The organism is Paenibacillus sp. J22R232 (genome assembly GCF_056269165.1).
In genome coordinates, this window is the sequence record NZ_JBWDNK010000004.1 from 582,766 (window position 1) to 595,726 (window position 12,961).

6 protein-coding genes and 1 rRNA gene are annotated in these 12,961 nt (G+C 49.9%); 6 read left to right on the top strand and 1 reads right to left on the bottom strand.

The features are described 5' to 3' along the window. Nucleotides 1–19: 19 nt before the first annotated feature. From AC0YN3_RS16395 to ligA, 5 genes are all read left to right on the top strand, one after another. Nucleotides 20–1,948 (top strand): copper amine oxidase N-terminal domain-containing protein, encoded by a 1,929-nt coding sequence (locus tag AC0YN3_RS16395; protein WP_475776076.1) that lies wholly within the window; start codon nucleotides 20–22, stop codon nucleotides 1,946–1,948. 157 nt (nucleotides 1,949–2,105) lie between these two features. After that, nucleotides 2,106–4,622 (top strand): U32 family peptidase, encoded by a 2,517-nt coding sequence (locus tag AC0YN3_RS16400; RefSeq protein ID WP_475776077.1) that lies wholly within the window; start codon nucleotides 2,106–2,108, stop codon nucleotides 4,620–4,622. A gap of 187 nt (nucleotides 4,623–4,809) precedes the next feature. Beyond that, the gene (gene pcrB / locus AC0YN3_RS16405; RefSeq protein WP_475776078.1) at nucleotides 4,810–5,526 is read left to right on the top strand and encodes a heptaprenylglyceryl phosphate synthase; all 717 of its coding nucleotides are present in this window, start codon (nucleotides 4,810–4,812) and stop codon (nucleotides 5,524–5,526) included. Between the two features lie 253 nt (nucleotides 5,527–5,779). After that, nucleotides 5,780–8,161, top strand: a complete 2,382-nt coding sequence (gene pcrA / locus AC0YN3_RS16410) for a DNA helicase PcrA (RefSeq protein WP_475776079.1) — start codon at nucleotides 5,780–5,782, stop codon at nucleotides 8,159–8,161. 63 nt (nucleotides 8,162–8,224) lie between these two features. Beyond that, on the top strand, nucleotides 8,225–10,225 hold the full coding sequence (gene ligA / locus AC0YN3_RS16415) for an NAD-dependent DNA ligase LigA (protein ID WP_475776097.1): 2,001 nt from the start codon (nucleotides 8,225–8,227) through the stop codon (nucleotides 10,223–10,225). A 77-nt stretch (nucleotides 10,226–10,302) separates the two neighbouring features. Here ligA and AC0YN3_RS16420 read toward each other — a convergent pair whose 3' ends face one another. Next, nucleotides 10,303–12,414, bottom strand: coding sequence for a putative bifunctional diguanylate cyclase/phosphodiesterase (locus AC0YN3_RS16420; protein WP_475776080.1), 2,112 nt, complete (start codon nucleotides 12,412–12,414; stop codon nucleotides 10,303–10,305). Nucleotides 12,415–12,873: 459 nt separating this feature from the next. On the opposite strand from AC0YN3_RS16420, the gene AC0YN3_RS16425 reads away from it, so the two are divergent. Further along, nucleotides 12,874–12,961: ribosomal RNA gene (locus AC0YN3_RS16425) — 16S ribosomal RNA — on the top strand; the annotation flags it as partial.

Here is a 12,961-nt window from a genome sequence, read left to right on the forward strand (position 1 = left end):
CTATGAGGAGCAATAATAAATGAAATGGAACGTTATGAAAAGAATGATTATGCTTGTACTCCCAGCACTATTGGTATTGGCTCTGCTTCCGATGGCAGCCTTTGCGGCGGACGCGAGCAGCCAGGTCGAGGTTCGCCTGAAGGCAGGCAGCAAGACCGTCAAGATTAATGGTCAAGCGACAACCGTGGAAGCTCCTTTTGTCAAAGCGGGTACGACGATGGTGCCTTTGAAAGTGATTACCAATGCATTTGGCGCTGGCCTGAAATTGGAGAACGGCAATGTGATCACTCTAACTTACAATGAGCGAAAAGTTGTTCTGACCTTCGGAAGCAAAACCGTCAAAGTGAATGGTGCTGCAAAAGCGGTTGCCGTAGCCCCAGTAGTCGTGAAAGGCGCGACAATGGTTCCGCTTCGCGTTATCGTGGAAGCGTTCGGAGCGAAAATTACGACAGACGCAAAAACCAAAGAAACAATCATTATCGGCGCAAAAGCGCAATCGTCCGGAACGGGCGGCAGCTCGATTGACTCGGATTACGGAAAAACGAAAATCGGCGATAGCTATTATGGATGGTCATTGAATTACCCGGCAGGCCTTGTTCAAGTGGAACAAAGCGACAGCGGCGATTTTGTAAGCTGGGCAGACACTGCCGACGCGTCGAAAGTGGCAGCGCAAGTGACTGTCTTCACGGAGCTTGTCGGCGATGATGTGCTAACGGTTGAAGAGCAGCGTGATCTGCTTTACAGCTATTACGATGGTGATGAAATAACGGTGGATAAGCGTACGATAACGGTAGGCGGGCAGCAATTCGAAAAGGTTGTCTCGTTCACGAAGCAAAGCAAAATGTATTATGAATATCGTGGGGTTCAAAAAGCGGATAAATACTTTATTGTCCTTGTAGGCGTGAAAGGCTCGGACAAGTCTGTGCTAGGCGGCTATGATGCCTTGTTGAACAGCTTTGCGCCTTCCTTTAATGTGTCTGATAAAACCATAAAAAATATTACAAAGGTCCAAGAGGGCATGATTACCTTTAAGGATGCCGACTACGGCTTCTCCGTAAAACTACCTGCGGGATGGCGTGATGATTCTGACGGCTCTACTCCAGCGTTTGCGAACAAAACGGATTCCTTCTTGTTCTCCTTTGGATCACTTTTGACTGGAGATACGCTTGAAAGCTGGGCAGCTCGCCATGAGAAAAATCTCCGCGAGGAGTTCGTCAGCTCGAACATTCGCAATGTAGCTATAGTACCAGCAAGCTTAAATAACGGGAAGGCAGCATTGAGTCTTTCTTATGAAATCTCATACGGTGAAGACTACTGGATCACTTTTAATGAGATAGCTTTTATTTCCGGAGAGTACAGGTATTCGCTAGTATACCTTTATCCGACATTGAACAGCGCAAAAAGCAAAGAGACGCTGAAACAAGTCATTGCTTCGGCAACGATTGATACGGCGTATATTGAGAAAAACTTTGGACTGGTTGATGATCGGTTGGATCTTATAGACCGTAGTGAAAAAATAACGAAACGCAGCGCCACTTACGGCTACTCCATCGAGATGCCTGCATTCTGGACCGGTGAGCAAAATAATTTTAATGAAGATGAAGTGTTTTATACGTTCAATGCTGGTGAATTCCAGGCTTACGAGTCAACCGATTCGGCTGAGCAGTTAGCTTCTCAAGTGAATCAGCTTGCCTACGGCCCCCAGGCGACAACAGAAGGAATAACGATTAAAGAAAATACGACGGTAACGGTCAATGGGAAAACGGCACGCAAGATAGTGCTGCATGCTGCTAAGCCAAAAGGAATGCTGCCGTATTCAGAGATTCTCTATGTGTTTGATACAGCTGATGGTTCGATGGTGTTTTATTTCTCCATTGACGATGTTCACGCAACCGAAAGCAACTTGAAGTTGGTTAACGACGTAGCGCAATCGATTCGTTTTAGTTAATTGAAATCGGATGGCCGGTTCCCTTATGAGGGAGCCGGTTTTTTTTGCGTATGTACCCGATTTGGTACGATGCCAGTATTGTGTAGTGGTATAGATGACCGCGGTTTGTTAAGATAGTAGGAGCAGGTTTTAAGGATGAGAGGAATGGATCGTTAATATGACTGAAACAATAGTAAGATCGGATATAGAGCTGCTGGCTCCGGCCGGCGATTGGGATTGCATGAGAGCGGCTGTGGCGAATGGCGCGGATGCGATATTTTTTGGCGTAGAAAAGTTTAATGCGCGGGCGCGCGCGAATAATTTCCGCAGCGAGGAGCTGCCGGAAATTATGGCCTTTCTTCATACCTACGGCGTGAAAGGCTTTCTAACGTTTAATATACTCGTATTTGAAGACGAGCTAAGAGATGCGCAGAAGCTGATTGAAATGTGTATCGACGCAGGCGTGGATGCAGTCATCGTGCAGGATTTGGGTCTTGTGAAGCTGATTAGGGAGCTGTCTCCGGATTTCCCGATTCATGGTTCGACGCAGATGACGATTACTTCGCCGGAGGCTGTTGAGTTTACGAAGCCATTTGGGCTAGAACGAGTGGTGCTTGGGCGCGAAAATAACCTGAAGCAAATTCGTACCATTGGCGAGCAGGCGAAGCTTCCAATGGAAGTTTTCGTACATGGCGCGTTATGCGTATCGTATTCAGGGCAATGTCTTACATCCGAAATGTGGGGCGGGCGCTCGGCCAACCGCGGCGAATGCGCGCAGGCTTGCCGGCTGCCGTATGACCTTATGGTCGACGGCGAGATTCAGCCAATGGGAGACATCGCATATTTGCTGTCGCCGAAAGATTTGGCGGCAATTGATATTGTACCGGAGCTCATCCAAGCGGGCGTGAAGTCGTTCAAAATAGAGGGACGACTCAAAAGTCCCGAATATGTCGCGAATGTCGTGAGCAAGTATCGGCGCGCGATCGACAAATATTTCGACGGCGACCTATCGAAGCCGTCGGTGGAGGATGTGCGCGAGCTTCAGCAAAGCTTCTCGCGTGGCTTCACGCATGGTTTTTTGTCGGGTACGAACAATAAAATGCTCGTAGAGGGCACCTTCCCCAAAAGCCGCGGCGTTTACCTCGGCCGTGTTGAGCGTGTGATGCGCGACGCGGTTACGCTGCGGATAGACGCTCCGCTTAAGCGCGGCGACGGCATCGTATTTGATGCCGGCGATCCAACGAAGAAGGAAGAGGGCGGCCGCGTTTACGATATCCGGCGCCAAGGCGTGAAGATTGAGGGCGAAGCACAGGAAGGCACGATGCTCGAACTGGTTGCCGGACGGAACGACGTGGATCTTCGTAAAGTACATGTAGGCGACCGGGTATGGAAGACAAATGATCCGGCACTTGATAAGCGCCTGAGAGCATCCTTCGAGACGGAAAAGCCTTACCGTGTATTTCCGCTTCATATTCGGGTAACGGGTGCCTTGGGACAGCCGATGCGTACTTGGTGGACGGATGTTCAGAAGGGGACGACCATCGAGGTCGTTACCGAGCTTGAGCTTGAGCAGGCACAGAAACGTCCGATGGACGCGGCTTTGCTTGAGGATCAACTGGGCAGATTAGGCGGTACCGTCTATCAGCTTGAAAAGCTGGAAGTCGAGCTTCAGGGAGACTTGATCGTTCCCATCCGCGAGCTCAATCGGCTGCGCCGCGAAGCGGTAGAGCTGCTGTCCGGCGAGCGTCCAAAGCCGCCAGTCTATGTGAAGCATGCCGTAGATGCGCGTGCTGATGTGCCGAAGAAGGACGTGTTGGCGCCGCAAAGCGGCAAGGATGCCAATTTGATTGCGTTATGCCGTACGCTAGAGCAGGTACAAGCCGCGGTCAAAACCGATGTTTCTATCGTATACGCCGATTTTGAATTCATTAAGCAATTCCCTGCCGCAATTGCTGCTGCGCGTGAAGCGGGCAAGCCCATTGCGCTTGCAACGCCGCGCATTCATATGCCAGGAGAGAACGGCTATCACGCGAACATTTTGAAGCTGCAGCCGGATGCGGTCCTCGTACGGAACACGGGAGCACTGTACTATTATCTTCGTGCCCGTGCTGCTAATCCGGATAAGCCTTTCCCTAAGCTCATTGGTGATTTCTCGCTGAACGTCGCGAATCACAAAGCGGTTAACCTCTTTACTGAGGTGGGTCTGGATCTCATTACGCCGTCTTATGACCTGAATATCCAGCAGATGGTTGATTTACTGGAAAGCTCGGACACATCGATGCTGGAGATGGTTATCCATCAGCATTTGCCGATGTTCCATACGGAGCATTGCGTATATTGCACCTTCATGAGCGAAGGCACCGACTTTACGAACTGCGGCCGTCCATGCGAGGAGCAGCGTGCTTCCTTGCAGGATCGAATAGGGATGGCGCATCCTGTACGCGTGGATGAGGGCTGCCGTAATACCGTATACAACGCGATCGAGCAATCAGGCGCTGAATATATTCGTAATTTCGTCAGCATGGGCGTATCCCATTTCCGTGTGGAGTTTCTGGAGGAAACGCCGGAAAAAGTACTTGAGGTGCTTGGGCTTTACCGCGATGCGCTTGATGGCCGTATTAGCGGAACGCAAGTATGGCGCAGCCTTAAGGCGATCAATCAGCTTGGCGTTACGCGCGGACAGCTTGTCAAATAATAATGGGCATGCCATAGCAACGAATCCAAACCGACTTCTCATTTGCTGAGAGGGCGGTTTTCTTTTTCGGCGTGGATAAGCAGAGTGATCACAATGATTTGACACGCTTATCGCCCTGTCATAGCATAGAGGGACAACGCAAATATGCGGCATGCGATTTTGGGGAAGAAGCGAGGCGTGGTCTTACATGAATGGTAGTTGGTTCGCGAGCTGGAGGCATGTGTTTAAGCTTGATCCTGAACGAGAAATATCCGATGAAGCGCTTGATGCCATTTGTACCTCAGGAACGGATGCCATCATTGTCGGCGGCTCCAGCGGCGTAACGTTCGAGAATATCGTCGATCTTATGTCGAGGATCCGAAGATACGAGGTGGACTGCGCGCTTGAAGTATCAACGCTCGATGGCGCGGTTCCGGGGTTTGATTTTTATTTTATTCCCCTTGTTCTCAATACGAGCAGGGCAGAATGGATTACGGGCTGGCAGACAGAGGGACTGAAGGAGTACGGCACCTTCGTGCCTTGGGAGGAAACCGCTGCACAGGGTTATATTATATTGAATGCAGAGGCAACCGCAGCCAAGCTGACGGAAGCGCAAACAGAGCTAACGGAGACGGACCTGATTGCCCACGTTCGCATGGCGGATCGGTTAATGAGGCTGCCGGTCATTTATTTGGAATACAGCGGCAGGTTTGGCGATATGCAGCTGGTCAAGCGTGCGCGTACGTCTGCCGTTCATGCCCAGGTTTTTTATGGCGGCGGCATAGACAGTGCAGACAAAGCACGGCAAGCAGCGGAGGCTGCGCATACCGTTGTCGTAGGGAATATTGTTTACAGCGACCTAGCTGCAGCGTTGTCGACGGTGGCAGCGGTACATGAGGTTGTCAGCAGCCGTCTGCAAGGGTAACGTAAAGGTTTCAATGGACATTCGTTTTGAAAATAATGGTGCTGCACGGTATAGGGAGAGTCGTTTTCTTATGCGGTATGGCGCTATTTTTCTGTTTAAGCTCACTTAGATGAAAGAGCTTCTGGTCAGACGGTCTTTTCATCCCTCAATTGACGGATTTTGGAGGGTGTTTTTTGCGTTTGTAAATTGACACAGGGATGGTCGTTGTCTACACTGGGAAGAGGCGAACATATGCGAACAAAGGAGTCGGACCATGTTTAATTTTATGAGCATCGAGCAAGCGGTACAGAAGCTGAATCCGCCGCAGCGCGAAGCCGTTCAAGCGACTGACGGGCCGCTGTTGATTATGGCTGGAGCGGGCAGCGGCAAGACGCGCGTACTGACGCATCGGATCGCTTACTTAATCGAAAAGAAGCGTGTAGCGCCATGGAGTATTCTCGCTATTACCTTTACGAATAAAGCATCACGTGAAATGCAGGACCGGGTAAGCGCGCTCGTAGGCCCATCGGGGCGGGACATTTGGGTATCAACCTTTCACTCCATGTGCGTGCGAATTCTTCGCAGAGATATTGATCGGATCGGTTTTACGTCAAGCTTCTCCATTCTGGATTCCTCGGACCAGCTTTCGGTTATCCGCGGCTGCATGAAGGATATGAACATCGACACGAAGAAGGTCGAGCCGAAGGCTGTTCAAGCGGCGATCAGCGGAGCCAAGAATGAACTGATTTCCCCGGAGCAATTCGAACAGAAGGTCGGCGATTATTTCGATGGCATCGTTGCCCAAGTATTTACGAAATACCAGAAGAAGCTAAGGAGCAACAACTCCCTCGACTTTGATGATCTTATTATGATGACGATTCAATTGTTCAAGGACGTGCCAGAGGTACTGGAGTTCTACCAGAATAAGTTCCGCTACATTCATGTAGATGAGTATCAGGATACGAACAGGGCGCAATACATGCTGACGCGTATGCTTGCCGATAAGCACCATAACATTTGCGTTGTCGGCGACAGCGACCAGTCCATATACCGTTGGCGCGGTGCGGATATTACGAATATTTTGAATTTCGAAGGCGACTATCCCGAAGCGCGAACGATTATGCTGGAGCAAAACTACCGTTCAACCGCGAATATTTTGGATGCAGCCAATGCGGTCATCAAGCTGAATACAGGCCGCAAGCCAAAGAAGCTGTGGACGGATCAAGGTGCGGGTGATCTTATCGCGCTGTACCAAGCGGATACGGAGCACGACGAGGGATATTTCGTAACTGGCGAGATTCGCAAAAACGTGAATAAAAGCCATAAATTTGCCGATCATGCGATATTGTATCGTACGAATGCACAATCACGGGTAATAGAGGAAATACTGATTAAATCGGATATCCCTTATCAGATCGTCGGCGGCATAAAGTTCTATGATCGCAAAGAGATCAAGGACCTGCTCGGTTATTTGAAGCTTGTTTCGAACCCGGATGACGATATCAGCCTGGTGCGGATCATCAATGTTCCGAAGCGGGGAATTGGCGACACGACTGTCGGCAAGCTGGCGGATGAAGCGGCGCGCAGAGGCACGTCTATTTATCGCGTGTTGAATCATTTGGGCGAGGTTGAGGTTAACGGCCGCACGCGCACGCTGCTGCGGGAGTTTTATGAGATCATCGACAATCTCACTCGCATGGTTGAATATTTGTCAGTTACGGAGCTGACGGAGAAGGTGCTTGAGCTTTCTCAATACCGGCTTGAGCTTCATCAGGAAAATACGCTGGAGTCGAAGGCACGGCTAGAAAATATTGATGAGTTTCTATCCGTGACGATGGACTTCGAGAAAAGAAACGAGGATCGTACGCTCGTAGCGTTTCTTACCGACCTTGCTCTCATTGCGGATATTGATTCCTTGAACAAGGATGAGGAAGAAGCAGAGAAGAACAAGGATGCCGTAACGCTCATGACGATGCACAGCGCCAAAGGACTAGAGTTTCCGGTCGTGTTCATTATCGGAATGGAGGAAAGCGTGTTTCCACATAGCCGGGCGCTTGCCGATAATGAGGAGCTGGAGGAGGAGCGCAGGCTTGCTTATGTAGGGATTACGCGTGCTGAGAAAAGGCTGTATCTTACCTGTGCGCGCATGCGTACGCTGTTTGGGCGAACGAGTTCGAATCTGCCTTCGAGGTTTTTGCAGGAAATACCGGAGAGCGTCAGAGAAGGCGCATCCAGCGGCAGCGGCGGATATTCCCGCGCGGGCGGTGCGAGAAGCGGGGTCAGTGTTACGGGCGGAACGGGAAGCTCGGCTGCGGGAAGCCGCGGGACTCCGGGTCGCAATGGGATCGGCGGCTCTGGAGCTGCAGCGCCTGGCATGCGCGGAGCAAGCCCGGCAGTCGGTGGGCGAGGCGGCGTGCGGGTAAGCACGCCGCTGCAGGATGCGGCACGCACGGCGCAGCAAAGCGGCGGGGCGGCAGGAGCTGCTGCCTCTGGCGACTACGCTTCCGGCGATCGGGTTTCCCATGGCAAATGGGGGATCGGCGTCATTGTCTCTGTGAAAGGGACTGGCAAAGACATGGAGCTCAATATCGCTTTTCCGGCGCCAGTCGGCATTAAACGGCTGCTAGCGGGATACGCGCCAATAACGAAAGTATAAGCTTTGTCCGTTATTCTGAACGATTAGAAGGAGGAGCATTCCGTGAACGCTCAATTAGAGAGGATGCAACAGCTTGTCGCGGTTATTACAGACCATAATTATCGGTATTACACGTTGGACCAACCATCCATTAACGATGCGGATTACGACAAGCTTTACGATGAGCTGGTTGCGCTCGAAGCTGAACTGGGCATGATCCTGCCTGAATCTCCAACGCAGCGGGTAGGCGGCGAATTGCTGAAAGGGTTCGAGCCTTATAAGCATCGCTCCCGTTTATGGAGTCTCGACAAGGCGCAAAACGTCGAGGATCTTCTTACGTGGAATACGCGGCTGCTGAAAGCCGTGGCCGATTATAACGCCAAGAATCCAGAGGAACAGCCGCTGCCTCAGCCAGCCTACGTCGTAGAGCTCAAGTTTGACGGATTGACGCTTAACCTTACTTATGAGGACGGACAACTTGTACAGGCAGCGACTCGCGGGAACGGTACCGTTGGGGAAGGCATTTTGCAGCAGGTACGCACGATTCGGTCCATTCCGCTGTCCATTCCGTTCAACGATGGCATTGTCGAGGTGCAGGGTGAAGGCATTATGCAGCTTTCTGTTCTGGCTAAGTACAATGAGACGGCTGCTGAACCGCTCAAGAATGCCCGTAACGCAGCGGCTGGAGCATTGCGCAATCTTAATCCAAAGGTTACAGCGGAGCGAAAGCTAAATGCATTCTTTTATAACGTGGGCTTTGCCGACGGTGTTGCGTTCGAGAATCACCGCGAAATGCAGCAGTTTCTCAATGAAAATCGTTTCAAAGTAAATCCATATGTGACCTATCTGGATACGATTGAAGAAGTGCAGGATGAGCTGCTCCGCGTAACGGAACAGCGCGAGAAGCTGGACTTCCTGATCGATGGCGCCGTTATCAAGGTTGTGGATATGAGGACGCGGGAGGCGCTAGGATACACGGATAAATTTCCTCGCTGGGCAGTTGCGTTCAAGTTTGAAGCGGAGGAAGCGGCAACGGTGCTTGAGGCCGTATCGTGGGAAGTTGGCCGTACGGGCAAAATAACGCCAGTAGCACGTGTAGAAGCGGTCGAGCTTGCGGGCGTAACCGTTCAGAACTGTACGCTTAACAATATAGGCGATATTGAGCGCAAAAACCTCAAGTTCGCCCTGGGCACGCTGGTGACGATTCGCCGCTCCAATGACGTTATTCCGGAAATTCTCGGGAAAGCGGATGAGGAACCGGGGCAAGAAATCGTATTTCCAACGGTATGCCCATCGTGTGGGACGGAATTGGAGCAGCGCGGCGCTCATCTATTCTGCAATAATAAACTAGGCTGCCAGCCGCAAATTATCGGACGCATCACTCACTTCGCATCGCGTGATGCCATGGATATCGATACGTTTAGCGTAATGACAGCAGATCAGCTGTATAAAGATTGCGAAGTGCGGGATCCGGCCGATCTATATGCCCTGACCTATGATGACCTCATTAAGCTTGAACGCTTCGGGGAGAAAAAGGCCCTTAAGCTGCTTGCCGCTTTCGAGAAATCCAAGGATAGAGAGCTGGCTTCATTCCTATTTGCGCTTGGGATACCGAACACAGGCAAAGCGACGACCAAAATGCTTGCCGAGCATTATGGGCATTTAGATGCCATCATGCAGGCCGAGGCATCGGAACTTATTACGCTGCCTGACGTCGGAGGGATCGTGGCTGAAAGCATAGTCGGCTTCTTCCAAGATCCGATTATTATGGCCAGCATAGCGAAAATGCGTGAGCTTGGCGTTAAGGCGGAGGCGGAGCAGCAGCTAATAACCAGAAACGACAGCGTGTTCAGCGGGAAAACCGTTGTGCTTACGGGCACGTTGCCCACGATGTCCAGAGATGAGGCGGCAAAGCTTCTTGAAGCCTGCGGCGCCAAAATTTCCGGCAGCGTATCGAAGAAAACCGATTTTGTCGTTGCTGGCGAAAGTGCGGGAAGCAAGCTGACGAAGGCGCGTGAGCTTGGTATTACGGTTATTGAAGAGGAAGCGGAGCTGCTTCGTTTATTGGGAGAAACGGTCGTGTAATAGCGATTGTTTCTGAAAAAACGGAAAGTGTCTGGTACGGAGGCATCGACCTCAGTATCAGACACTTTTTTGTTTTGTCAGGAGGCAGCGAGCAGCCTTTGAACTTCTTTTGCAGAAACGGGTGGCGAAAATAAATAGCCTTGCAGCCGATTGCAGCCAAATAACACGAGTTTTTGATGCTGTGATTCCATTTCTACGCCTTCGGCAAGCACGTCAAGCTGCAAGCTATGCGCAAGCTCGATAATTGAATGGACGATGGAACTGCCTGCTTTTTCATTCGAGATTTCTTTAATGAACGACTTATCAATTTTTAACGTATCCAGCGGCAGCTTCTGCAAATAATGAAGCGAGCTATAGCCTGTTCCAAAATCATCGATCGCGATACGCACGCCTAGCGTTTTCAGCTTAGTCAGCTTTTGTATGACCTGATCGGTTCCCTGAAGACCGATGCTTTCTGTAATTTCTAGCTCAAGCAGGTACGGAGGCAGCCTGCTCTCTGCCAGAATGGTTTGAATCGTCTCGAAAAGCTCATCTCCTTGGAATTGCTTCATTGATATATTAACGGCGACGGATACGGGCGGCAAGCCTTGGTCGATCCAGCTACGGTTCTGAAAGCAAGCCTCGCGCAAAACCCATTCCCCAAGAGCCGTGATGATGCCGGTTTCTTCCGCTAGCGGAATGAATTCCAGCGGGGAAACCATGCCTTTAATAGGATGAATCCAACGTATGAGTGCTTCCAAGCCGGTAATCTTGCCTGTTATTGCATCTGTTTGCGGTTGGTAATGCAGAATGAATTCTTTATTTGCAAGCGCGGCCCGCAATTCCTTCTCTAGCGTTGTTCTGCGTATAATCGCTTCGTTCATTTCGTAATCGAAGAAAAGGGAAGCGTTTTTGCCCTGCTCCTTCACCCGGTACATCGCCATATCTGCATACTGCACAAGCGTCTCCATCGCAGTTCCGTGATCCGGGTAAAGGCTAATGCCGATGCTGGCGGTTGTGTGAATGAGCTGGCTGCCGTAGCTTAACGGCTTGGCAATTGCATTCCGGATGTACTCTGCGTGCTGCATGGCGGATACCGCCTCACAGTCAACGAGCAAAACGATGAATTCGTCTCCGCTAAGACGCGATATAAAGTGATGGCTGCCTATGCAGGCTTGCATCCGTTGCGCTGTTTGCGTTAATAAATAATCGCCAGCATGGTGGCCAAGCGAGTCATTGATTAATTTGAACCGATCCAGATCAACGAATAAGAGAGCAAAAGATTGTTCTTTTTTTAGGCACGCGTACTGCTCAATAGTCATCCGCAGCGTCTCAAAAAAATGATGCCGGTTCGGCAGCCCAGTTAGAGTATCGAAATAGGCGATCTGCCGAATGGTATGTAAAGATTTCTTCTGCAAAGTAATATCTTGAGCAATTACATATACCCCCACTAGCTGGTGATTAACAGTTATCGGAATAACAGTCGTTTGCAAATAAACCAACTCGCCAGATTTGCGTGTAATAGAAGCTTCGTTATTGTACGGTTTTCCGGTTTCAAGCTTCAAAAGGATATCACTCAGTGGCTCATTGCCTTGATTCCCTAATAAATCGTCGAAGGTTTTATCTCTCAAATCTTGCGCTGAAAAGCCAATGAGCTTCTCGAGGGCAGCATTTACGCTCAGCAGCTTCCCGTCCAGGGTGAACCAGAATACGATGTCGGGATTATGCTCGAACAAAGATTTAAATCGCTGCTCGCTGACCTCAAGTCTTTTCTCCGCCCATTTGCTTTGCGTAATATCATGAACAACGAGCATGTACCCTTGTCGAGTCCGTTTGGTGGAATATAACGGCTTTCCGATAATACGGACAATGCTGCCCGCTTTGCTGTCTTCGGGGACGAGCCAAAGCTCCTGTTTGCTCTGCTGCGCTCCTTCTAATAATTGCTGAAGTGGTTCATCATGCGGCAGAAGCCTTGTAATGCCGTCTACCTGGTAATAAAGAGGCTTAGCATTCGGATTGGTGGGGGAATTGGCGAATCCATATTTCATCGCCGCATCATTGCAAGAAATGAGGTTCCCTTCATTGTTAAAGAAGATGATACCGTCATTCATATGGTTGAACAGGATTTTGTTGCCCGAATGAAGCAATGAAGTGCGCGCTTGCTTGCGAACCGCGTATAGTGCAGTGCTTATGATTAAAGCAGCAGACAAAAGGATGATTAATAGTCCATAAGCTCTTTCGATACCTTGAGAGGAGAGCGATAGGGCTGCGTATAGCTGTTGGGGCAGGATGTTACACTCCCTTCGTTAATATCAATACAAATCATATAGTTGAGCTTCTTCAAACATGTTAAAGTCATTGAGAATGATTGTCAATTAAAGAAAGGTCGATATAATTGAATTTGCGAGCCAATTGTAAAATATTTCAACTTGTTTTATGTTTACGTAAGTGATATATTATTTCTTGTCGCTTCTGAGACACACCGAAACAACCGATTGAATCATGAAAAAAGTGAAACAAGCAGTTGACAACGTCGAGTGAAGATGATAATATGATTTCTTGTCACGACAAAATGTGACAAACAAGTTCTTTGAAAACTGAACAAATGGATCACGTCGATCCGATAATGTTTTACAATAGCTAGTTAAGTAATGAGCAAGTCAAACACCAATTTGGAGAGTTTGATCCTGGCTCAGGACGAACGCTGGCGGCGTGCCTAATACATGCAAGTCGAGCGGATCTTGTCCTTCGGGACAA

Coding starts and splice junctions, on each gene's coding strand:
- AC0YN3_RS16395 (WP_475776076.1), top strand. CDS start 20: ATGAAATGGAACGTTATGAAAAGAATGATTATGCTTGTACTCCCAGCA.
- AC0YN3_RS16400 (WP_475776077.1), top strand. CDS start 2,106: ATGACTGAAACAATAGTAAGATCGGATATAGAGCTGCTGGCTCCGGCC.
- pcrB (WP_475776078.1), top strand. CDS start 4,810: ATGAATGGTAGTTGGTTCGCGAGCTGGAGGCATGTGTTTAAGCTTGAT.
- pcrA (WP_475776079.1), top strand. CDS start 5,780: ATGTTTAATTTTATGAGCATCGAGCAAGCGGTACAGAAGCTGAATCCG.
- ligA (WP_475776097.1), top strand. CDS start 8,225: ATGCAACAGCTTGTCGCGGTTATTACAGACCATAATTATCGGTATTAC.